Source organism: Pectobacterium polonicum (assembly GCF_005497185.1).
GTDB classification, from domain to species: domain Bacteria; phylum Pseudomonadota; class Gammaproteobacteria; order Enterobacterales; family Enterobacteriaceae; genus Pectobacterium; species Pectobacterium polonicum.
Map to the genome: position 1 here is coordinate 1 of NZ_RJTN01000011.1, position 21944 is coordinate 21944.

The following is a 21944-nucleotide window of genomic DNA, read 5'->3' on the forward strand; positions in this document are numbered from 1 at the left end:
TGACAGCTCGAGCAGGTGCGAAAGCAGGTCTTAGTGATCCGGTGGTTCTGAATGGAAGGGCCATCGCTCAACGGATAAAAGGTACTCCGGGGATAACAGGCTGATACCGCCCAAGAGTTCATATCGACGGCGGTGTTTGGCACCTCGATGTCGGCTCATCACATCCTGGGGCTGAAGTAGGTCCCAAGGGTATGGCTGTTCGCCATTTAAAGTGGTACGCGAGCTGGGTTTAGAACGTCGTGAGACAGTTCGGTCCCTATCTGCCGTGGGCGTTGGAAGATTGAGAGGGGTTGCTCCTAGTACGAGAGGACCGGAGTGAACGCACCACTGGTGTACGGGTTGTGATGCCAATTGCATTGCCCGGTAGCTAAGTGCGGAAGAGATAACCGCTGAAAGCATCTAAGCGGGAAACTTGCCTCGAGATGAGTCTTCCCTGGACACTAGATGTCCCTGAAGGGCCGTTGAAGACGACGACGTAGATAGGCTGGGTGTGTAAGCGTAGCGATACGTTGAGCTAACCAGTACTAATGACCCGAGAGGCTTAACCTTACAACACCGAAGGTGTTTTGAGTGATGATGACTCATAGAGACATGTTTTGATATTTAGCTTGTTCAAAGATTGGTTCTGATGGTTGTGCGAGAGCGTGAGCGAAGCATGACGGTTGGAATGAAACAGAATTTGCCTGGCGGCGATAGCGCGGTGGTCCCACCTGACCCCATGCCGAACTCAGAAGTGAAACGCCGTAGCGCCGATGGTAGTGTGGGGCTTCCCCATGTGAGAGTAGGGAACTGCCAGGCATCAAATAAGTGGAAAGCCTCTGTCGCAAGACAGGGGCTTTTTGCTATGGGACATTTGGCGAAATTTAATGGCGGCAATCCTGTGGCTATCCGTATCGCATAGTGATTATGCGGCGTAGGGACGATTCTTGAAGTGTAGAAATCCGTTGTTTATCCGGAATGACCCACTAGGTTAGTGTAAATGGTAGCCTTCTTTGCACTTATAGACGGCTATTTTGAAGCCATTGGTGGATAAAATTAGCCACCTGCTCTGGCTGATTGATATCAAGCACTGGGAGTATGGTATCTGTCTCAGAGTCTGCTGCAATCGCGATGACATATTCATCGATCAAATCACTTAATTCCCTACCCAATGATTGACGAAATAAGGCTATTTTAGCGATCTTCTCGTGTTTAAACCCCTCAACCAGCACCAGGTCGAGAGTTGATGCATCCATTTTCCCAGCTAGATCGTAAATGTTTGGCTCTTCCTGCTTAGGCGTCTCCGTCATCAGCGCCCACCTTTGGCTGCTGGCAACAATGGTTTGTGCTGCGCCTGCCTTACGTAGCTCATAGCTATCTTTACCTGGCGTATCAATATCCATTTGATGATGCGTATGTTTAATGAGTCCGACTCGAATACCATGATTAGTCAGTAGAGGAATGACATGTTTAAGCAATGTCGTTTTACCTGTACCACTATAAGCAGCAAAAGCGAGCAGGGGGACACGATTAGGGTTCATGGCGTTGCTCTTCCCAGTTAGATAAGTCTTCAGGAGCGTTCATATTGCGAAAGGCTTCGGGTTGATCGCTAAATGAAACCGTTTTTGCCCCGACCTGTTCCATAAATAGCATTAATTTACGGTTTCCTAGATGCAGATAAGTTTCCAATGGTTCAATAAGGCTTTTACTGATTAAGAGTAATGTGGGATGCGAACGCTCCCCATCGGTGACATAAGCGGCATTTTCCTCCCCACGTGCTTGCCATAAGCGGTGCACCAAGTCGATAGGGAAGGCCGGAACATCACAAGGGACGAATACCACCCATTCGGACGTGGATGCATGTAATCCACTCAGGATGCCAGCCAGCGGGCCAGGAAAGGTTTTATCGACGTCACCAATAATGCGGCACCCGCTTTGTGCATATACATCCTGATTGCGGTTGGCGCTGATGATGACCTCGTCAACCTGTGTTTTAAGTCGAGACAGGGCGTGTTGATATAGCGGTACACCGTTTAGTGTTATCAGACCTTTATCATGCCCGCCCATGCGCGTTGCACGTCCGCCCGCGAGAATAACGCCTGTAATCATTTCACGTCCCAATTATCTATGCCCACTTTTCTTTGTACGAAAGCCTATGAGGGAGGAACCATACATTATTCTCTGAAAACTTTCACAGAAGACCAAGTTCTTTCCTCATGTGCGCAAGGCTGTTATTTTTATCGCTATATATTCAACATTACTCAAGCTGTTTTCTACTTCTTGAAATTTATTGAGTACAAACCGTTTTTAAGGAGAAAAAAATGAAATGTCACCGTGTTAATGAGCTGATAGAGCTGCTGCATCCAGCCTGGCAAAAAGAGCCCGATTTAAACCTAGTGCAATTTTTACAAAACCTTGCACAGGAGGCAGGGTTCGAGGGGCAGTTAAACGAACTAACTGATGATATCCTTATTTACCATCTGAAAATGCGTGATGCAGATAAAGAACAAGTCATTCCCGGTCTAAAGAAAGACTACGAGGAAGATTTCAAAACAGCTTTGCTGCGTGCCCGTGGGGTTATTAAAGACTAGTGAAAAGAAATAACACGTTCATGATGCTAACTATTTTACGCGTATATCTTATGCCGCCTCAGGCCATTTGTGGCTGCGATGAATAGCTCGGTATTTAACTTCCAGACACTGTTCCCAGATTTGATTGTGGATGCCTTGTTGGATGTCGGGCTGCGCGTTGATTCCGGTCTGACGGCATTAAATAGCTATGAAAACCGGGTGTATCAATTCGCTGATGAAGATCGTAAACGATTCGTGGTGAAATTTTATCGCCCGGAACGGTGGAGCGCGGCGCAAATTGTGGAAGAACACACTTTTGCCCAACAATTGGCAGAAGATGAAGTTCCTATCGTCGCGCCTGTTTTTCTTAATGGGCAGACGTTGAATGTCTATGAAGGATTTCATTTTGCCGTATTCCCTAGTATGGGGGGCCGACAGTATGAGATGGATAATGAAGATCAGCTAGAGTGGGTCGGCCGTTTTCTCGGACGCATTCACCAGACGGGGCAGAAATCGTTATTCACCGAGCGACCGACGATCGGGGTAAATGAATATTTGCATGAACCTTATCGGCTGTTGGAGACATGTCCGCTAATACCGAAAATACATCGACATAATTTTTTACAGGCAACTCGTCAACTGATTGATACAGTTGAAACTTATTGGCACAGCGACTGGCGTCCATTGCGTTTGCATGGGGATTGTCACCCAGGAAATATTTTGTGGCGTGATGGCCCGCTATTTGTTGATTTGGATGATGCTCGCAATGGCCCGGCAATACAGGATTTATGGATGCTGTTGCATGGTGACCGCCGTGAACAACGTATTCAATTGGATATCTTATTAGAGGCTTATAGTGAATTTTCGGATTTTCAGGAGAAAGAACTGGCGTTGATTGAACCTCTTCGTGCGATGCGACAGGTTTATTATCTGGCTTGGGTTGCGCGTCGTTGGGAAGACCCTGCTTTTCCGAAAAATTTCCCTTGGATGACGGATGCTGATTTCTGGTTGAAGCAAACGGCAATATTTATTGGGCAAACTCAACTGCTACAGGAGCCTCCTCTACAGTTGATGCCCATGTACTGAAATTAAATGGAGAGAGTTAAATTTATGAAAAGATTATGGCTTGCGCTGATTGGTGCCGTTCTGGCATTTAGTGCCTCTGCTGCAGAGTTTTCTGACGGTAAGCAATATGTAGAATTAGATAAACCTGCAACCCAAGAGCCGCAGGTTCTCGAGTTTTTCTCATTCTATTGTCCGCACTGCTATCAATTTGAACAAGTTTACCATGTCCCGGATGCAGTAAAAAAAGCGCTGCCGGAGGGAGTGAAGATGACGCGTTATCATGTGGATTTCTTGGGCCCATTGGGTAAAAACCTGACGCAGGCTTGGGCTGTGGCCATGGCGCTGGGCGTGGAAGATAAAATCACCCCGCTGATGTTTGATGCCGTCCAGAAAACACAGACCGTACAAAAACCGGAAGATATTCGCGCTGTCTTTGTAAAAGCTGGTGTGAGTGCGGAAGAATTTGATGGTGCCCTGAATAGTTTTGTTGTGAAATCTCTGGTTGCCCAGCAAGAAAAAGCGGCTGCAGATTTACAATTACGTGGTGTTCCAGCGATGTTCGTTAATGGCAAATATATGATCAAGAACGATGGTCTTGATACTAGTTCAATGGACGCTTACGTAAAACAGTATGCTGATGTGGTGAAATTCCTCATTACTAAAAAGTAATCACTTATGAGCCATGCGGGTTAATCGCATGGCTCATACCCGTAATACTTCAAGCTGTTTGTGCGTTGGCTGCCTTTACTCACCTCAGTCATTTACCTGAATTAGCTCCTGGGGATGAAATGAGAGATATCTTGTCTCTCACCGAAGGCCAGCCGCTGGCTGGTCAAATTTGTTCACGCAGTTGCCGTCTTCACGCAAATCGAATTATTTAGGGTATTGCTTTAAGCCGTTCACTCTTTTATATCTTACGCCCATAATATCTATTTATCTTTTGGTTTATATCCACAAATTTGATGACAGTTTGTTATGCATGAAAAACAAACGAGTTATATTATAACGTTATGAATTTAATGAATATAAAATAACGCTATCAGATAAAAGGATAAATTAATAATTACGCAAATAAAACTATTCACAAAGTTATCCACAGGAAGATCTTGCGAGGCTCCATGCAAAATCAACCGATATCTTACGTTAAGGATCGTCTCTTTCTCTGACCTATGGCATGCTTAGCGCTATGACAGACTAACAACGATCACGGCAGGCTATGGCTCAGATTGCAGAAAACCCTTTAATACTGGTAGACGGTTCATCCTATTTGTATCGTGCGTATCACGCTTTCCCCCCGTTAACAAACAGCGCGGGAGAAGCAACCGGTGCAATGTATGGCGTATTGAATATGCTACGCAGTTTGCTGCTGCAATATAGCCCCAGCCACGTTGCCGTTGTTTTTGATGCGAAAGGGAAAACGTTTCGCGATGAGTTATTCGAAAACTATAAAGCTCACCGCCCACCTATGCCGGAGGATCTACGCGAACAGATAGAACCTCTACATAATATGGTGAAAGCAATGGGGTTGCCGCTTTTGGCGGTATCCGGTGTAGAAGCGGACGATGTCATTGGTACACTCGCGGTGCAGGCGGAAAAAGCGGGTAAGTCGGTGCTGATTAGTACCGGCGATAAGGATATGGCACAGCTTGTGACGCCGAGCGTGACGCTCATTAATACCATGAACAACACCATTCTTGGCCCACAGGAAGTGTGTGATAAATATGGTATTCCTCCTGATCTGATTATCGATTTCCTCGCGTTGATGGGAGATGCATCGGATAACATTCCCGGTGTGCCTGGTGTAGGTGAAAAAACGGCTCAGGCGCTATTGCAAGGGCTTGGCGGGCTGGATTCACTCTATGCCAATCTTGATAAAATTGCCGGGCTTTCCTTCCGTGGCGCGAAAACCATGGCGCCGAAGCTAGAACAGCATAAAGAAGTGGCCTACCTCTCTTATCAGCTTGCCACCATTAAAACGGATGTTGAGCTGGAACTTAGCTGCGATCAGCTCACTGTTAACGAGCTGGATGTGGATGAACTGCATCGCCTCTTTTCCCGTTATGAGTTTAAGCGCTGGTTATCAGATATTGAATCAGGCACCTGGATGCAGGGTAAAAAGAGCAGCCAGCCAGCTCAGGTCATAGGTAACGTGGTAGTTGAGCAGGCTGCTGAAGAAGATAATGCGCCTACGCTTTCTGCCGATGGTTATGTCACTATTCTCGATGAAAAAACGCTGCTGGATTGGGTTGAGCGTTTAAAACAGGCTGAAGTTTTCGCTTTTGATACAGAAACCGACGGGCTGGATACGCTCACCGCCAATCTGATTGGTTTGTCATTTGCGATTAAGCCCGGTGAAGCGGCTTATTTACCGCTGGCGCATGATTATTTGGATGCGCCGGAGCAGTTGGATCGCGCCACGGTATTGGCATTGTTTAAACCGCTGCTGGAAGATGAGAAGCTGCTTAAGATTGGTCAGAATCTCAAATTTGATAAAGGCGTGATGCAACGGTATGACATCGATTTACGCGGCATCGCGTTTGATACCATGTTGGAATCTTATGTACTCGACAGCGTGGCGGGCCGTCACGATATGGATAGTCTGGCCGAACGCTATCTGAGCCACAAAACCATTACCTTTGAAGAGATCGCGGGTAAGGGAAAAAATCAGCTGACGTTTAATCAGATTGCGCTGGAACAGGCTGGGCCTTATGCGGCCGAGGATGCGGATGTTACGCTGCATCTGCACCAGAAGCTCTGGGGGAAACTCCAGCCGCATACCGATCTGTGCCAGGTTTTCCAGACTATTGATATGCCACTGGTGCCAGTTTTATCCCGCATCGAGCGTACGGGCGTGCTAATCGATCCCGCGATTCTGGCAGAACACTCAAAAGAGCTAACGACTCGTTTGGCGGAGCTGGAAACAGCAGCGTATGAGTTGGCGGGTGAAGAGTTCAATCTCTCATCGACCAAGCAGCTACAGGGCATTCTGTATGAAAAGCAAAAGCTGCCGATTCTGAAGAAAACGCCAAAAGGCGCACCATCAACCAATGAGGAAGTGCTGGCTGAACTGGCGCTGGATTACCCTCTGCCGAAGCTGATTCTGGAATATCGTGGTTTAGCCAAGCTGAAATCTACTTACACCGATAAGCTGCCGCTGATGATCAATCCGGCGACGAAGCGTGTGCATACGTCTTATCATCAGGCTGTTACTGCAACCGGGCGTTTGTCTTCCAGCGATCCTAACTTGCAAAATATCCCAGTGCGTAACGACGAAGGGCGCCGTATTCGCCAGGCATTTATTGCACCTAAGGGCTACAGCATTGTTGCCGCTGACTACTCGCAAATTGAGCTGCGTATTATGGCACATCTATCGGGAGATAAAGGGCTGTTGAATGCGTTCGCAAACGGATTGGATATCCACCGGGCAACGGCGTCAGAAGTGTTTGGCATCGCGCTGGATAAGGTGACATCAGAGCAGCGTCGTAGTGCGAAAGCGATCAATTTCGGTCTGATCTACGGCATGAGCGCATTTGGCTTATCGCGTCAGTTGAATATTCCCCGTAGCGAATCGCAGAAATACATGAATCTGTATTTTGAACGTTACCCTGGTGTGCAGGATTACATGGAACGGACGCGCCAACAGGCCGCAGAACATGGCTATGTGTCTACATTGGATGGTCGCCGTCTCTACCTGCCAGATATCCATTCGCGTAATGCGATGGCGCGTAAAGGCGCTGAACGTGCGGCGATTAACGCCCCGATGCAAGGCACCGCTGCTGATATTATTAAGAAAGCGATGATCGCGATTGACGACTGGCTACAGAAAGAGGCGCCGAAGGTGAAGATGATCATGCAGGTTCACGATGAGCTGGTTTTCGAGATCCACGATTCGGTTATTGAGGAATCTATTAGTAAAATCAAAGTATTAATGGAAGGTTGTATGCAATTGAATGTTCCGTTGCAGGTAGACATCGGTACAGGTATGAACTGGGATCAAGCACATTAATGGCCGATTCTTATGCTATTTCTGTAATTAAATAACAGTATTGTGTGACCTGGTTTAACTTTGTGTAATCGATAACCATTTTCTATGAAAGTAAACAACAAAAAAGCCTTTGTTCCCGTGAAAAAATAGGGTAGAGTTAAAGACGTAGGGTACAGAGGTAAGATGTTCTATCTTTCAGACCTTTTACTTCACGTAATCGGATTTGGCTGAATATTAGCCGCCCCGCTCAGTTTTGAGCGGGGCGTTTTTTATGGGCTTTATCCAAGGTTTTTGCCCTCAAAACGCCAATAGCTGCCTGGTAGACAGCAATGTATCAGCACGGTTTCGAGTGTGGAAGAACGTCTCTGGTGGGGGATTATCGCGGGAAAGTGGGTACGTGATGAGAGTAATGATACTCTGCACCACGTGAAAGGATTATTCTGCTTCTTGTTCTTCTTCAGCGTGTGGCAGCGTGCTGAACCAGTTATCCAATTTCTGCCGTAGTTTATCGACGCCGAGTTTTTTCAGTGACGAAAATGCCTCAACCTGAATATCACCCATAAATGGCACGACAGCCTCGCGAACCATATGCAACTGTGTCTTACGTGCACCTGAAGCCAGCTTATCGGCTTTGGTCAGTAGTACTAAGACCGGAAGCTCGACATCGACTGCCCACTGAATCATTTGCTGATCGAGATCTTTCAAAGGATGACGAATATCCATAAGCACAACCAGGCCCTTTAGGCTGTTACGCTTTTGCAGATATTCACCGAGCGCACGTTGCCATTTGATCTTCATTTGCTCTGGCACTTCGGCATAACCATAGCCAGGGAGATCGACTAAACGCACGCCGTCTGCCACCTGGAACAGGTTAATCAACTGAGTACGGCCCGGCGTTTTACTGGTTCGTGCCAGGTTCTTCTGGTTGGTCAACGTATTCAGCGCGCTGGATTTTCCGGCGTTAGAACGCCCAGCAAAGGCCACTTCAATACCGCTATCTGTTGCCAGATGGCGAATATCCGGGGCGCTGATGATAAAACGCGTCATGTGGTAGTTATATTGCTGGGTCACGATCGTTATCTCTGTCTGGATCTCTGTCTGGTTGGGGATTATACCTGTAACTGACGATAAAGGCGGTTTTATCTGCCTCAAAGTGCAGCAGACTGATATGAAAAGAAAAGCTTGGCCGTCTGATGTGGGCGCTTTTTTATTATCGGGCTTTCTGCTAGATTCCGCCGCACTTCCCTTATATCTGTGTACCTGAGAACAACATTATGAACCGACCTGTCAAAGGGGCTGCCGACAAGGCAGAAAAGCCCAAAGTAAAAAGAAAATCCCGCGAAGAGCTGGAGCGTGAAGCTCGTGAGCGGAAAAAAGATAAAAAGCATCGTGGCAACGCGTCGGGTAGCCGAACTCAGGAAAAAGCGTCTACCGATCCGCGTTCTGGTCAGCGTAAAGTCGCCGATCCACGTATCGGCAGCAAAAAGCCTGTACAGCTTGGCGTGTTGGATAGCGCTATCGCTAAACCGAAGCCTAAGTCAAAGCCTTCTGAGCCCGTGGATAAAGTCGTTGCTGCCAAGCCGACAATGTCTCCAGAAGAAGAGCTGGAAATGTTAGAAAATGATGCGCGTCTGGATACCCTGTTGGATCGTCTGGATAGCGGTGAAACGCTGAGCGCCAAAGATCAGTCATGGGTTGACGAAACGCTGGATCGTATCGATATCCTGATGGAAGAGCTTGGAATCGAGCTGGGTGATGACGATGAAGAAGAGCAACAGGAAGACATGTTGCAGCTTTTAAAACGTAATAACCCGAAAGATGCGTTCTAATCAATGAAATGGCTGTTTCTGTTCCTGATATTGCTGGTTGCGTTTTATCTGCTCTGTCTGTTCAGTAAACTATGGCTATTGTCGAAGCGTAAGCATCGGTTGCATCGCGCCCTGTTTAACGGGCGCATGAATCAGGTGCGACGCCCAAGACAAAAACGCCGGGAGCGTTTTTGAACGCCATTTTTGGATGATCTGAAGGAGGGGAAGGATAACCCACCGAGTAAAAACTGGAAGGAGTGAGCGAATATGTCGATACCGTCCGTTGACTGGGATCTGGCCCTGATTCAAAAATATAACTATTCTGGGCCGCGTTATACGTCTTATCCCACAGCGTTAGAATTCAGTGAAGCTTACGATGAGCCTGCGTTTCAGCATGCCATTGCCCGTTATCCGCAGCGACCGCTGTCGCTGTATATCCACATCCCTTTTTGCCATCGGCTGTGCTATTTCTGCGGCTGTAATAAGCTGGTTACGCGTCAGCAGCATAAAGCGGATGAATACCTTGATGTGCTGGAGCTGGAGATTCGCCAGCGCGCGCCGCTATTCGTCGGACGAACGGTGACGCAATTGCATTGGGGCGGCGGTACGCCGACCTACCTGAATAAAGCACAGATTAGCCGGCTGATGTCGCTGCTGCGTGAGCTGTTCTCTTTTTCCGAGCAGGCTGAACTGTCGCTTGAAGTTGATCCGCGGGAAATTGAACTGGATGTTCTCGACCATCTACGTGCTGAAGGGTTTAACCGCCTTAGCATGGGGGTGCAGGATTTTAATAAAGATGTTCAGAAGCTGGTCAATCGCGAGCAGGATGAAGACTTTATCTTTGCCCTTATTGAACGGGCAAAGGCGCTTGGCTTCACCTCAACCAATATTGATTTGATTTACGGTTTGCCGAAGCAAACGCCGGAAAGCTTCGCTTTTACGCTACAGCGCGTTGCGGAATTAAACCCGCACCGGCTTAGCGTCTTTAACTATGCGCATTTACCTAGCCTATTCGCCGCACAGCGCAAAATTAAAGATGCGGATTTACCGAGCGCAGAACAAAAGCTGGATATTCTGCAACAGACGATTGGATCGCTGACGCAGTCGGGCTATCAATTTATCGGTATGGATCACTTTGCTCGCCCTGACGATGAGCTGGCGGTGGCACAGCGAGAAGGGAAGCTGCATCGTAATTTCCAGGGCTATACGACGCAGGGCGATAGCGATCTGCTTGGTATGGGCGTTTCGGCGATTAGTATGATCGGTGATAGTTATGCCCAGAACCAGAAAGAGCTGAAGCAGTATTATGCGCAGGTCAAAGACAAAGGAAATGGCTTGTGGCGTGGATTACAGCTGACGCGTGATGATTGTCTTCGCCGCGATGTGATTAAGACGCTGATCTGTAATTTCCAACTCAGCTATGCCCCCATTGAAGCGGAATATGCTATCGATTTTAAAACCTACTTTGAGCAGGATTTAGCATTACTGGCACCGCTGGTGGCTGATGGGCTGGTGGATAGTCAGGAAGATGGGCTGGTGGTGACGCCGAAGGGACGTTTGCTGATCCGCAATATCTGTATGTGTTTTGATGTTTATTTACGTAGCAAGCTTAGGACACAGCAATTTTCCCGCGTGATTTAACCAAAAAAACAGCCAGTCGATGTTAGTACCGACTGGCTGTCCTCTAACTTTTCGCTGATCAACTAAAGAAGTTAATCAGAGCGGCACACAAAACGGCGGCAATAGCAGCCTGCGGCGAGTGACTTGCCGCAGAGCCAATTTCAGCGCCGTGTGTTGCAACGGAAAGTGTTGCCGCAGAAATCAATGAGTCCAGCATGGTGTTCCTCCCGAATCAGCGACACGATCATACTGCTGACTCAAGGCAAGTAAAGGACAAATTAATGACAATTTCGTGCGCCAGATTGTATTTTTTATCACCAAATTGCTTGTTAACAATTGAGCAATAAAAAAACAATCTCGCTACTCCATTCCCAGCTCTTTTAATTTACGCGTCAGGGTATTTCTGCCCCATCCCAGCAATCTTGCCGCTTCCTGTTTATGTCCCTGAGTATGCCGCAGTGCCGTTGTCAGTAGCGTTCTTTCCATTTCTGGTTGAGCTTCTGCCAGCAGGTTTTGATGACCGGAACGCAGTGCGCGATCGGCCCATTGTGCCAATAGCGTGGCCCAACTGTCTGGCAGAATATGCACGGTAGAATCGGGCGCGGTGGTCTCGAACAGTTCAGGCGGCAGATCTTGGATCAACACTTCCTGACCAGCGGCCATGACCGTCAACCAGCGGCAGGTGTTCTCCAATTGGCGAACGTTGCCAGGCCACGGTAAACGGGTTAATGCCGTTTCTGCTTCTGGATGCAGATTCTTCGGCTCGACACCCAACTCTTTGGCCGTGGCCTGCAAGAAATAACGTGCCAGACGGGGGATATCCTCCCGACGCTCACGTAGCGGCGGCAGATGAACGCGGATCACATTCAGGCGATGAAACAGGTCATCACGGAATTTGCCTTCCTGCACGCGCTGCTCAAGATTTTGGTGCGTTGCCGCAATAATGCGGACATCTACTTTCACCGCTGCATAGCCACCAACGCGATAAAACTGTCCATCTGCCAATACGCGCAGCAGACGTGTTTGTACGTCTAGCGGCATATCGCCGATTTCATCCAGAAACAGCGTACCGCCATCGGCCTGCTCAAAGCGGCCCTGACGGATCTGGTTTGCGCCCGTAAACGCGCCTTTTTCATGGCCGAACAGTTCCGATTCGATCAGATCTTTAGGAATAGCGGCCATATTCAGAGCGATAAAAGGGGCTTTGGTGCGCGGGCTATGGCGATGTAGGGCGTGCGCCACCAGCTCTTTACCGGTTCCTGATTCGCCGTTAATCAGCACGCTGATCGACGAACGAGATAAACGACCGATAATGCGAAAGACATCCTGCATTGCTGGCGCTTCACCGATAATGTCCGTTGTTGGGCCATTAATCGGTTGGCTACGTACCGGCTGCTGCTGTTCCAGATAATGGCTGATTGCGCGTTCAACTAGCGCAACGGCTTCATCAATATCAAACGGTTTCGGCAAATAATCGAACGCACCTTGTTGATAAGCGCTGACGGCAGCATCCAGATCGGAATGTGCTGTCATAATGATGACCGGGAGCATCGGGTGGCGCTGTTTGATTTGCTGTAAGAGCGCTAATCCATCCATCCCTGGCATGCGGATGTCCGACAGCAGAACGTCAGGCGTTTGTGTGGCTAACGCATGTAATACCTGATTTCCGTTCTCAAACGTTGCGCAGGTTAAACCCGCACCAGCAAGCGCGCGCTCAAGCACCCAACGGATGGAGCTATCGTCATCGACAATCCAGACTATCCCTCGTTGCATTGTGAACCTCACTGGCGAATGGGCAGGTAAACCGAGAATTCGGTGTGTCCTGGCCAACTGTTAAATTCAATTTTACCGGAATGCTGATCGATAAGACTGCGGGCGATAGAAAGCCCTAAACCGGTTCCCCCTTCGCGTCCGCTTACCATCGGGTAAAACAGGGTGTCCTGTAGTTGAGCGGGTACGCCGGGGCCGTCATCTTCCACATCAATACGGGCGGCGAGGCGGTAGCGCACGCCGTGCAAGGTAAGCTGAAAAGCCGTGCGGGTACGTATCGTAATCGTTCCGCCTTCCTCACCCAGAGCCTGTAATGCATTGCGGGTAATATTCAGCAGTACCTGTTCAATCTGATCGGGGTCGTGCGTTAACTCAGGCAGGCTAGGATCATAATCTTTTACCAGCGTCACGTTGTCTGGCTTCTCCAGCGAAACAAGCTGGCAAACGCGTTCGGCGACCTGATGGATGCTTTGGGTGACGTGCAGACCGGGCTGCTGTGGCCCAAGCAGGCGATCAACCAGATTACGCAGGCGATCCGCCTGCTCAATAATGACCTTGGTGTATTCCGTCAATGCTGGATCGGGCAGCGCTTTGGCAAGCAACTGCGCGGCTCCGCGTAATCCGCCAAGCGGATTTTTTATCTCATGCGCCAGGCCTCGGACCAAATCACGAGCGGCCTGCTGTTGTGCATGTTGAAGCTGTTCCTGACTGAGACGGCGCTGATTATCCATCGGCGCCATTTCCAGTAAGATAAAATCGTTTTGTACCCGCTGAGCGGTGAGCGACATGATGTGCGCTTTGCCATCCACGACGAGGGTGACTTCGTTATCCGTAAAACCTTGCCCTGAATCCAGACTTTCACGCAGTAAATCGATATTTAGAGAAAAATATCCCAGCAAATCGGGCAGCGGTGTGCCAGATAATTTACGCGAGCTTTGTGCCAGTAATTGCTGTGCTGCCGGGTTGGAATAGTGAATCGCCAGATCGTTATCCAGCAATAAGATGCTATTTATCAGGGAATTTAGGATCTGCCCAGCATCGGGCAGCGTGCCTGTTGCCATAACGCAGACTCCCGCACCAGCATGGTGCATTTAGTGTGGATGATGGATGTTACGTCGCAACGGCCAATGCCGGTGGTGAAAAAAGCCCATCCGAAGATGGGCTGAAGCGTTTCCACGGCAACAAAAACAAACTTCTTAGTATTCTGTTGGTTATCGGTCACGGTCGGGTATCAGCACACCCAACCACGCCGAGGTAGAGATTAAACGCTGTAGTACAGTTCGAACTCAACTGGGTGCGGCGTCATACGAACGCGGTCAATCTCAGATTTACGCAGTTCGATATACGCTTCGATAGCGTCGTCAGTGAACACGCCACCACGGGTCAGGAACTCGCGATCTTCGTTCAGTGCAGCCAAGGCCTCGTCCAGAGAACCTGCAACTTTTGGAATCTCTGCTTCTTCTTCCGGCGGCAGGTCGTACAGGTTTTTGTCCATTGCATCGCCAGGGTGGATTTTGTTGATGATGCCGTCAAGGCCAGCCATCAGCAGTGCAGCGAAGCACAGGTATGGGTTAGCTGCTGGGTCAGGGAAGCGCGCTTCGATACGACGAGCTTTCGGGCTAGCAACCACTGGGATACGGATTGAAGCAGAACGGTTACGGGCAGAGTAAGCCAGCATTACAGGGGCTTCATAGCCTGGGACCAGACGCTTGTATGAGTTAGTGGTTGGGTTCGCCAAGGCGTTGATGGCTTTAGCGTGCTTGATAACACCGCCGATGTAGAACAGAGCCAGTTCAGACAGGCCGCCGTATTTGTCGCCAGCGAACAGGTTAGTACCGTCTTTAGACAGAGACATATGGCAGTGCATACCAGAACCGTTATCACCGAACATAGGTTTTGGCATGAAGGTTGCCGTTTTACCGTAGGCGTGAGCCACGTTATGCACGACATATTTGTAGATCTGAATTTCGTCCGCTTTTTTGGTCATAGTGTTGAAGCGGGTAGCCACTTCGTTCTGACCAGCAGTAGCTACTTCGTGGTGGTGAGCTTCAACAACCAGACCCATTTGCTCCATGGTCAAACACATAGCAGAACGGATGTCCTGCGCTGAGTCGACAGGTGGAACTGGGAAGTAGCCGCCTTTCAGACCTGGACGGTGACCTTTGTTACCGCCTTCGTATTCTTTACCGGAGTTCCAGTAAGCTTCGATATCATCGATAGCAACGTGGGAGCCGGACGTGCTGCTGCCGAAACGGATGTCATCAAACAGGAAGAATTCTGGCTCTGGCCCGAACAGTACGGTGTCGGCAATGCCAGAAGAACGCAGGAAATCTTCCGCACGTTTCGCGATAGAACGCGGGTCGCGGTCATAGCCCTGCATGGTGCCTGGCTCGAGGATGTCACAACGAATGATCAGCGTAGAATCTTCGAAGAACGGATCGATCATCGCGGTGCTGGCATCCGGCATCAGAACCATGTCTGATTCGTTAATACCTTTCCAGCCGCCAATCGAGGAACCATCAAACATTTTACCTTCTTCGAAGAAGTCGGCATTGACTTGATGAGCCGGAATGGTGACGTGCTGCTCTTTACCTTTAGTATCCGTGAAGCGTAAATCAACAAACTTCACTTCGTGCTCATTCAGCATCGTCAAAACATGTTCTGCGGACATACTTGGTTCTCCCGATTGGTCATTTATCGTCGTGGAACGAATATCGTTGTGGATTGATGTTGTTGCCGTGAGTAGACTAAAGCTAAAAGTGTGCCAACTTTTTAAATTCGTGCAATGTGTTGCCCCTTGGGGCTTTCTCACGTAAACCCACTGCACCATTATAGTCTAAAGCACCAAAATGGTGCTCCATATGTGAATTATTGCACTTATTTAGTGCATTCATGTTCGCTTGTAGCGCTTTTGCACCGTGAAAGGGATCACAAAGCAGGCAGCTCTAGGTTGTTTATCATAGATGCTTGTGATCTTGTTTAGTCCCTCGATTAATACGTGTACAATAGCGCGCTATTTCTAAATGCCTGAGGCAAAGCTGTGATCGAAAATTTGCGTAACATCGCCATTATTGCGCACGTTGACCATGGGAAAACCACCCTGGTTGACAAACTGTTGCAACAATCCGGAACGTTCGGTGAACGTGTCGAAGCAACTGAGCGTGTAATGGACTCCAACGATTTGGAGAAAGAGCGTGGAATTACTATCCTCGCAAAAAATACCGCCATTAATTGGAAAGACTACCGTATTAACATCGTAGATACCCCGGGACACGCCGACTTCGGCGGCGAGGTTGAGCGTGTTATGTCGATGGTTGACTCGGTACTGCTGGTTGTTGATGCGATGGATGGCCCGATGCCGCAAACTCGTTTCGTGACCAAAAAAGCGTTTGCCAACGGTCTGAAACCCATTGTGGTTATCAACAAAGTTGACCGTCCTGGTGCGCGTCCTGACTGGGTTGTCGATCAGGTATTCGACCTGTTCGTGAACCTGGATGCGACTGACGAGCAGCTGGATTTCCCGATCATTTATGCTTCTGCGCTGAATGGTATCGCGGGTCTCGACCATACCGACATGGCGGAAGATATGACTCCGCTGTATCAGGCGATTGTCGATCACGTTTCTCCGCCTCAGGTTGAGATGGATGCGCCGTTCCAGATGCAGATCTCTCAGCTGGACTACAACAACTATGTTGGCGTTATCGGCATCGGCCGTATCAAGCGCGGTAAAGTTAAACCTAACCAACAAGTCACTATTGTTGATAGCGAAGGCAAAACCCGTAACGGTAAAGTCGGTAAAGTTCTGACTCATCTGGGTCTGGAGCGTATCGATGCGACTGAAGCGGAAGCAGGCGATATCATCGCGATCACCGGTCTGGGCGAGCTGAACATTTCCGACACTATCTGCGATCCGCAGAATGTCGAAGCGCTACCAGCACTGAGCGTCGATGAACCAACCGTTACCATGTTCTTCAACGTCAATACTTCACCATTCTGCGGTAAAGAAGGTAAGTATGTGACGTCGCGCCAGATTCTGGAGCGTCTGAACAAAGAGCTGGTGCACAACGTTGCCCTGCGCGTTGATGAAACCGAAGACGCCGATGCGTTCCGCGTTTCTGGCCGTGGTGAATTGCACCTGTCCGTTCTGATCGAAAACATGCGTCGTGAAGGCTTCGAACTGGCTGTATCACGTCCGAAAGTTATCAACCGCGTTATCGATGGCCGTAACCAAGAGCCGTTTGAAAACGTGACGCTGGACATCGAAGAGCAGCACCAGGGTTCAGTCATGCAAGCCATGGGTGAACGTAAAGGTGATGTGAAAGACATGATCCCAGATGGCAAGGGTCGTATCCGTCTGGATTACCTGATCCCTGCTCGCGGCCTGATCGGTTTCCGTACCGAATTCATGACCATGACGTCAGGTACAGGTCTGCTGTACTCCACGTTCAGCCACTACGATGACGTGCGTCCGGGTGAAATCGGCCAGCGTCAGAACGGCGTACTGATCTCTAACGGTCAGGGTAAAGCGGTCGCGTTTGCACTGTTTAGCCTGCAAGATCGCGGTAAGCTGTTCCTCGGACACGGTGCAGAAGTGTATGAAGGCCAGATCATCGGTATTCACTCACGTTCTAACGATCTGACGGTAAACTGTCTGACCGGTAAGAAACTGACCAACATGCGTGCATCAGGTACCGATGAAGCGACCACGCTGGTTCCGGCGATCAAAATGTCTCTGGAACAAGCGCTGGAGTTCATTGATGATGACGAACTGGTTGAAGTTACGCCGCAGTCTATTCGTATTCGTAAGCGTCACCTGACCGAAAACGATCGTAAACGCGCGAGCCGCGGCAGCAAAGACGTCTAATTTCAGACGGATTTGTCTTGTCACGCAACAGGGCACCTTCGGGTGCCCTGAATTTTATGCGCTTTCTTCCACTTTAACCTTTCCTTATATTTCCTCCCTGTTCAGTTCCGCCATTTCCCGCTACAGTGAAAATCCTACGATTACGTCAGGAGGTGGCTGCCATGCTGTATATCTTTGATTTGGGTAATGTCGTCATTGATATTGATTTCAAAAGGGTATTGGGCGTCTGGAGTAATCTGAGCAGCGCGCCGCTCGCGACGCTGCAAGAGCGCTTTGTCATGGGCGAAGCGTTTGAACAGCATGAGCGGGGCGAAATTAGCGATGAGGAATTTGCCACCAGATTGTGTCAGGAAATGGGCATCGCTCTGAGCTTTGAGCAATTCACCGCTGGCTGGCAGGCTATTTTTGTCGCATTGCGTCTTGAGGTTATCGACATCATGCAGCGTTTGCGTCAGGAAGGGCACCGCGTGGTGATTCTGTCGAATACCAATCGCCTCCACTGTTCACACTGGCCTGCGCTATTCCCAGAAGTGGCGACGGCAGCCGACAGGATCTATCTGTCGCAAGATATTGGATTACGTAAGCCTGAATTGGCGATTTATCACTATGTCCTGACAGAGGAAGGCGTTCCTCCTGCGCAGGCCGTGTTTTTTGACGATAATTCTGCAAATGTCGATGCCGCACAAAGCTTGGGAATTCACAGCATTCTGGTGACCGATCGTCACGTGGTTCCAGACTTTTTCGCGATGCAGACAACGACGGCCAAAGCATGATTTATATTACAGGGGCGGACACAGCCCCTATTGGGAATGATAATATCGGGAGTAGTTGGGTTTTATGATTGCGCTAATTCAGCGGGTTTCCAGCGCCAGCGTTACGGTAGAAGGTAATATCATTGGGGAAATCGATAAGGGTTTACTGATATTGCTGGGTGTTGAGCAGGGTGATGACGAACAAAAAGCCACACGACTTTGCGAGCGCGTGTTGGGCTACCGGATTTTCGGTGACGATGACGGGAAAATGAACCTCAATGTGTGTCAGGCTGGCGGCAATGTGCTGGTGGTTTCCCAGTTTACGCTGGTGGCCGATACGCAGCGTGGTATGCGACCTGGATTTTCTCGCGGTGCACATCCTTCAGAGGCCGATCGCCTCTATCAGTATTTTGTTGGACGGTGTCGTGAACAAGGTGTTCACACGGAAACGGGGCAATTTGCGGCGGATATGAAAGTGGCATTGGTGAATGACGGCCCGGTGACATTCTGGCTACAGACATAACGCTGTTGTTCCGTGTATCCGTTTGTTAGTCGTTTGAGATCTTATGAACCAGGGTGCAATAAAGCATCATTGGCTAGAGGAAGGGCTATGTATCATCTGAGAGTACCTGAAAGCGCGGAAGAACTGGATGCGTACTATCAATTTCGCTGGGAAATGCTGCGTAAACCCCTACACCAGCCGCTAGGCTCCGAGCGCGATGCCTATGACGCGCTGGCACATCACCAAACGGTGGTTGATGAGCAGGGGAAGCTGGTCGCGATTGGGCGTCTTTCTATCAATGCCGATAATGAGGCGGCAATCCGCTTTTTAGCCGTTCATCCCGACCTGCGGGGGAAAGGGTTAGGAACACTGCTTGCGATTACCCTGGAGTCTGTAGCACGTCAGGAAAGCGTCAAGCGCGTAGTCTGTAGCGCCCGTGAAGATGCAATGGATTTCTTCTCCAAGCTGGGCTTTGTTAATCAGGGGGAAATCACCGCGCCACAAACGACGCCAGTGCGTCACTTCCTGATGATCAAACCAGTGGCGACGCTGGATGATATTTTACACCGTCCTGACTGGTGCGGGCAGTTGCAACAGGCCTGGTATGAGCACATCCCTCTGAGTGAAAAAATGGGGGTGAGGATAAGCCAATACACTGGCAAAAAATTTATCACCACCATGCCTGAAGCGGGTAATCAGAACCCACACCACACGCTTTTTGCTGGCAGCATGTTTTCTCTCGCTACGCTCACCGGTTGGGGATTAATCTGGTTGTTGTTGCGTGAACGGCACCTTGGTGGAACCATTATTCTGGCGGACGCACACATCCGCTACAGCGCGCCGGTGAGTGGTCGGCCGAGCGCGGTTGCTGATTTAGGCTCGCTGAGTGGCGATTTGGATCGCCTTGCGCGTGGACGTAAAGCTCGCGTGCAGTTAAACGTCGAGCTCTTTGGTGATGACAATAAAGGCGCGTTATTTGAAGGCGTTTATATTGTGCTGCCTGCTCAGCCGGATGCGCCATTGGAAAAGGGGGGATCGGAAGTCGATTAACCCGTTACGGAGCCTTATGACGTTCTTCCCATCCGTACATCACGCTTCGCGCTATCCCGCAGTACCCTGTCAGAGTAACCCCGTGGTTTTCACGGGGTTTATCCTATTTTTCATAATGTTATGACGCTATGGATGCTTTTGCACGTCTTTGAAAACGTAATATTTATGGCGTTTCCGTCACCGTTCCCTGATGCATTTGCTGCCTGATAGGATGGTCGTTGCTATCCACGCCTTGCAGCGTACCGCTTAGGGTTGGCTTCAGCGGCGTATCAGCGGCAAGCCGCCCATTCAACTGCAATTGCAGATTGGTGTTGCCCGTCGGTGCGGTTGCGGGTTCTGGCCATCCCCAACGTGTCAGAACGTCCAGCGGTACGGCGCGCCCTGTCAGCGATAGGGAAAAGTTGCGTGCGGGTTGTTGATTGATGGTTGCTTTAGCATCCAGCATGCCATTTTGCGTAAATGCACTGAGTTCATTAATGGCGAGCTGGTTATCATCGGCTACCAACGCCAGAGAAGGGCGGCGAACATCGACTTTATTGAACGTCGCGTCACTGGCATTAAGATTCAACGATCCTGTCCATACTCCCCATTGGTGATTGCGAGCCAGCAGCAAATTACTGCCGTAGCCATCCAATGCGGTTAGCTGGAAGGGGAAATCCGGGTTGATATCGATCAGCAGGTTGCGATTCGCCGTGAATTTTTGCACATTCACCTCTGCCAGCCAGGATGGCAGTGTCGCTTGCCAGCGTTGACGCCAGTCACTGGGGAGCGTGTACTCCATCCCGGCGACAACAAATTCATTCAGCTGTAAACGGCGATTGCTCCGCTGCCAGTTGCCGTTGGTTCGCAGTAAACCGCCTTCCCAACGGGTAGAAAATTGCTTGATGTTAACGCCCGCCGGAGACAAATCCAGGTTCACGATAGGGTCAATAAGGTGCATATTGCCGTTCACAATATCGGTCGCATTGAACGACAGAGTTCCCCCTTCGCTCTGCCAATCATTCTGCTTAAACGTGACATTTTGTAGGGCGACGTCAAGATCGATAAATGCCCATCCCGGCCCTTCAATACGGGCATCAATCAGGTCAAAACGATTAACCGTAACCGAAGGCAATTCAGTGACGGGCTGCCAGAAGGCTTCCGGCGTTCTCTGTGTTTGCAAACGGACATTGCTGAGTCTGAGGTTACCGATCTGCCAACTGCCGTCTTCCGCGCGGCTGGCGTTGCCCGTTAGCTGCCCCTGAGCAACATCGGCACCGAAATTGCTCAAAATCAACTGGTTATGATTGATTTGACCCTGCACTAATACCTGACTGGCAGGAATATCATTGAGTTCGAGTGAACGGGCGCTGAGCTGGAACTGCCCCTGTTTGCCCAGTAGATAACCCGCCTCGGGCTGCCACGGCATCATTCCGCCGTTGATCTGTTGACCATTCAAGCGCCAATCGCCGTCTTTTGCCTGTAGTGCCATGGTACGCAGCTGTAGCACATCGGCTTCGATAGGGAGTGTGGCCGCCTGTGAGGAAAGGTTCAGCGTACCGCCTTCCAATTCCAGGCTGGAAAAATGGCGCGGCTCGGTAATTTGACGCACGCTAAACCCTGCGGAAACCTGCTTTGCAGTAAGGGTTGGCGGCTGGTTTTTCTGGCCAAAACTGACGTCAGTGAGTTGAATATGATCGGCAGTTGACCAGTCATGATTGATTTTGCCCAGTGACAACTGGTAGTCGGTGTTTTGGTTTATCCAATTGCTTACCCAGCCTGCCGCCCAACTGGTTTGCAGTAATACATATACGACCACGAGCGCTAAAAAGGCCAGCAGCAGTAGGGTCAGCAATAATTTCCCGATAAATTTCATCGTGTCAGTCCATGCCAATCGTCAGGGAGAACTGTTCTTATGCCGCAATTTCCCTGAAGGCTCAATAGGTAATGCTGTTACAGACAGTAAAAAGCGAGCGGTGTTGCATCACCGCTCGCTTTTA

The 21944-nt window shown here is 49.6% G+C and carries 20 protein-coding genes and 2 rRNA genes; 14 read left to right on the forward strand and 8 right to left on the reverse strand.

Features of this window, described 5'->3' with window-relative positions; all coding sequences use genetic code 11:
• Both EDI29_RS12480 and rrf read left to right on the forward strand, forming a co-directional pair.
• Positions 1-549, forward strand: a 23S ribosomal RNA gene (locus EDI29_RS12480); the annotation flags it as partial.
• Between the two features lie 133 nt (positions 550-682).
• Positions 683-798 (forward strand): 5S ribosomal RNA (gene rrf, locus EDI29_RS12485).
• Positions 799-998: 200 nt separating this feature from the next.
• On the opposite strand, the gene mobB is transcribed toward rrf, so the two are convergent.
• Together mobB and mobA are read right to left on the reverse strand one after the other, a co-directional pair.
• Entirely contained in the window at positions 999-1520 is a 522-nt protein-coding gene (gene mobB / locus EDI29_RS12490) for a molybdopterin-guanine dinucleotide biosynthesis protein MobB (protein ID WP_137741135.1), read from the reverse strand.
• The gene (mobA, locus tag EDI29_RS12495; RefSeq protein WP_137741136.1) at positions 1510-2088 is read right to left on the reverse strand and encodes a molybdenum cofactor guanylyltransferase MobA; all 579 of its coding nucleotides are present in this window, start codon (positions 2086-2088) and stop codon (positions 1510-1512) included. The genes mobB and mobA overlap by 11 nt, the downstream gene beginning before the upstream one ends.
• A 212-nt stretch (positions 2089-2300) precedes the next feature.
• Between mobA and EDI29_RS12500 the strand changes: the two genes are divergently transcribed.
• The 5 genes from EDI29_RS12500 to spfP all read left to right on the forward strand — a co-directional run bounded on the left by EDI29_RS12500 (position 2301) and on the right by spfP (position 7830).
• Entirely contained in the window at positions 2301-2570 is a 270-nt protein-coding gene (locus EDI29_RS12500) for a YihD family protein (protein ID WP_005968263.1), read from the forward strand.
• Between the two features lie 78 nt (positions 2571-2648).
• Positions 2649-3635: a serine/threonine protein kinase gene (locus tag EDI29_RS12505; protein ID WP_137741233.1), complete on the forward strand. Its 987-nt coding sequence runs from the start codon at positions 2649-2651 to the stop codon at positions 3633-3635.
• 24 nt (positions 3636-3659) lie between these two features.
• The gene (dsbA, locus tag EDI29_RS12510) at positions 3660-4283 is read left to right on the forward strand and encodes a thiol:disulfide interchange protein DsbA (protein WP_137741137.1); all 624 of its coding nucleotides are present in this window, start codon (positions 3660-3662) and stop codon (positions 4281-4283) included.
• Between the two features lie 547 nt (positions 4284-4830).
• A complete protein-coding gene (gene polA / locus EDI29_RS12515) occupies positions 4831-7620 on the forward strand; it encodes a DNA polymerase I (RefSeq protein ID WP_137741138.1) in 2790 nt (929 codons plus the stop codon).
• A gap of 162 nt (positions 7621-7782) precedes the next feature.
• Positions 7783-7830 carry a small protein SpfP gene (gene spfP, locus EDI29_RS23315; RefSeq protein ID WP_071892919.1) on the forward strand — a complete coding sequence of 16 codons (48 nt, stop codon included), beginning with the start codon at positions 7783-7785 and terminating at the stop codon, positions 7828-7830.
• A 204-nt stretch (positions 7831-8034) separates the two neighbouring features.
• On the opposite strand, the gene yihA is transcribed toward spfP, so the two are convergent.
• Positions 8035-8670 carry a ribosome biogenesis GTP-binding protein YihA/YsxC gene (gene yihA / locus EDI29_RS12520; RefSeq protein ID WP_137741139.1) on the reverse strand — a complete coding sequence of 212 codons (636 nt, stop codon included), beginning with the start codon at positions 8668-8670 and terminating at the stop codon, positions 8035-8037.
• A gap of 203 nt (positions 8671-8873) precedes the next feature.
• Here yihA and yihI point away from each other — a divergent pair, with 203 nt between their 5' ends.
• From yihI to hemN, 3 genes are all read left to right on the forward strand, one after another.
• Entirely contained in the window at positions 8874-9428 is a 555-nt protein-coding gene (gene yihI, locus EDI29_RS12530; protein ID WP_137741140.1) for a Der GTPase-activating protein YihI, read from the forward strand.
• Positions 9429-9431: 3 nt separating this feature from the next.
• A complete protein-coding gene (locus EDI29_RS22755) occupies positions 9432-9602 on the forward strand; it encodes a hypothetical protein (RefSeq protein WP_010298124.1) in 171 nt (56 codons plus the stop codon).
• Positions 9603-9674: 72 nt separating this feature from the next.
• Entirely contained in the window at positions 9675-11048 is a 1374-nt protein-coding gene (gene hemN, locus EDI29_RS12535) for an oxygen-independent coproporphyrinogen III oxidase (protein ID WP_137741141.1), read from the forward strand.
• 58 nt (positions 11049-11106) lie between these two features.
• Here the strand turns inward: hemN and EDI29_RS12540 are convergent, their stop codons facing one another.
• From EDI29_RS12540 to glnA, 4 genes are all read right to left on the reverse strand, one after another.
• Positions 11107-11244 carry a YshB family small membrane protein gene (locus EDI29_RS12540; RefSeq protein WP_010281646.1) on the reverse strand — a complete coding sequence of 46 codons (138 nt, stop codon included), beginning with the start codon at positions 11242-11244 and terminating at the stop codon, positions 11107-11109.
• Positions 11245-11387: 143 nt separating this feature from the next.
• Positions 11388-12800, reverse strand: coding sequence for a nitrogen regulation protein NR(I) (gene glnG / locus EDI29_RS12545; protein ID WP_107169361.1), 1413 nt, complete (start codon positions 12798-12800; stop codon positions 11388-11390).
• 8 nt (positions 12801-12808) lie between these two features.
• Complete coding sequence (gene glnL, locus EDI29_RS12550; protein ID WP_005968247.1) at positions 12809-13858, reverse strand: nitrogen regulation protein NR(II); 1050 nt, start codon at positions 13856-13858, stop codon at positions 12809-12811.
• Between the two features lie 200 nt (positions 13859-14058).
• The gene (gene glnA / locus EDI29_RS12555; RefSeq protein ID WP_107169360.1) at positions 14059-15468 is read right to left on the reverse strand and encodes a glutamate--ammonia ligase; all 1410 of its coding nucleotides are present in this window, start codon (positions 15466-15468) and stop codon (positions 14059-14061) included.
• Between the two features lie 369 nt (positions 15469-15837).
• Here glnA and typA point away from each other — a divergent pair, with 369 nt between their 5' ends.
• From typA to fabY, 4 genes are all read left to right on the forward strand, one after another.
• The gene (gene typA / locus EDI29_RS12560; protein ID WP_010298147.1) at positions 15838-17661 is read left to right on the forward strand and encodes a ribosome-dependent GTPase TypA; all 1824 of its coding nucleotides are present in this window, start codon (positions 15838-15840) and stop codon (positions 17659-17661) included.
• Positions 17662-17822: 161 nt separating this feature from the next.
• Complete coding sequence (gene yihX, locus EDI29_RS12565; RefSeq protein ID WP_137741142.1) at positions 17823-18434, forward strand: glucose-1-phosphatase; 612 nt, start codon at positions 17823-17825, stop codon at positions 18432-18434.
• Positions 18435-18498: 64 nt separating this feature from the next.
• Positions 18499-18936 carry a D-aminoacyl-tRNA deacylase gene (gene dtd / locus EDI29_RS12570; RefSeq protein WP_137741143.1) on the forward strand — a complete coding sequence of 146 codons (438 nt, stop codon included), beginning with the start codon at positions 18499-18501 and terminating at the stop codon, positions 18934-18936.
• Between the two features lie 87 nt (positions 18937-19023).
• A complete protein-coding gene (gene fabY, locus EDI29_RS12575; protein WP_137741144.1) occupies positions 19024-19965 on the forward strand; it encodes a fatty acid biosynthesis protein FabY in 942 nt (313 codons plus the stop codon).
• Between the two features lie 163 nt (positions 19966-20128).
• Here fabY and EDI29_RS12580 read toward each other — a convergent pair whose 3' ends face one another.
• On the reverse strand, positions 20129-21820 hold the full coding sequence (locus EDI29_RS12580; protein WP_137741145.1) for an AsmA family protein: 1692 nt from the start codon (positions 21818-21820) through the stop codon (positions 20129-20131).
• Positions 21821-21944 lie beyond the last annotated feature (124 nt).

Bases quoted from the DNA above. Each gene is read 5' to 3' on its own strand.
- mobB (WP_137741135.1), bottom strand. From the start codon at position 1,520: ATGAACCCTAATCGTGTCCCCCTGCTCGCTTTTGCTGCTTATAGTGGT.
- mobA (WP_137741136.1), bottom strand. From the start codon at position 2,088: ATGATTACAGGCGTTATTCTCGCGGGCGGACGTGCAACGCGCATGGGC.
- EDI29_RS12500 (WP_005968263.1), top strand. From the start codon at position 2,301: ATGAAATGTCACCGTGTTAATGAGCTGATAGAGCTGCTGCATCCAGCC.
- EDI29_RS12505 (WP_137741233.1), top strand. From the start codon at position 2,649: ATGAATAGCTCGGTATTTAACTTCCAGACACTGTTCCCAGATTTGATT.
- dsbA (WP_137741137.1), top strand. From the start codon at position 3,660: ATGAAAAGATTATGGCTTGCGCTGATTGGTGCCGTTCTGGCATTTAGT.
- polA (WP_137741138.1), top strand. From the start codon at position 4,831: ATGGCTCAGATTGCAGAAAACCCTTTAATACTGGTAGACGGTTCATCC.
- yihI (WP_137741140.1), top strand. From the start codon at position 8,874: ATGAACCGACCTGTCAAAGGGGCTGCCGACAAGGCAGAAAAGCCCAAA.
- EDI29_RS22755 (WP_010298124.1), top strand. From the start codon at position 9,432: ATGAAATGGCTGTTTCTGTTCCTGATATTGCTGGTTGCGTTTTATCTG.
- hemN (WP_137741141.1), top strand. From the start codon at position 9,675: ATGTCGATACCGTCCGTTGACTGGGATCTGGCCCTGATTCAAAAATAT.
- EDI29_RS12540 (WP_010281646.1), bottom strand. From the start codon at position 11,244: ATGCTGGACTCATTGATTTCTGCGGCAACACTTTCCGTTGCAACACAC.
- glnG (WP_107169361.1), bottom strand. From the start codon at position 12,800: ATGCAACGAGGGATAGTCTGGATTGTCGATGACGATAGCTCCATCCGT.
- glnL (WP_005968247.1), bottom strand. From the start codon at position 13,858: ATGGCAACAGGCACGCTGCCCGATGCTGGGCAGATCCTAAATTCCCTG.
- glnA (WP_107169360.1), bottom strand. From the start codon at position 15,468: ATGTCCGCAGAACATGTTTTGACGATGCTGAATGAGCACGAAGTGAAG.
- yihX (WP_137741142.1), top strand. From the start codon at position 17,823: ATGCTGTATATCTTTGATTTGGGTAATGTCGTCATTGATATTGATTTC.
- dtd (WP_137741143.1), top strand. From the start codon at position 18,499: ATGATTGCGCTAATTCAGCGGGTTTCCAGCGCCAGCGTTACGGTAGAA.
- fabY (WP_137741144.1), top strand. From the start codon at position 19,024: ATGTATCATCTGAGAGTACCTGAAAGCGCGGAAGAACTGGATGCGTAC.
- EDI29_RS12580 (WP_137741145.1), bottom strand. From the start codon at position 21,820: ATGAAATTTATCGGGAAATTATTGCTGACCCTACTGCTGCTGGCCTTT.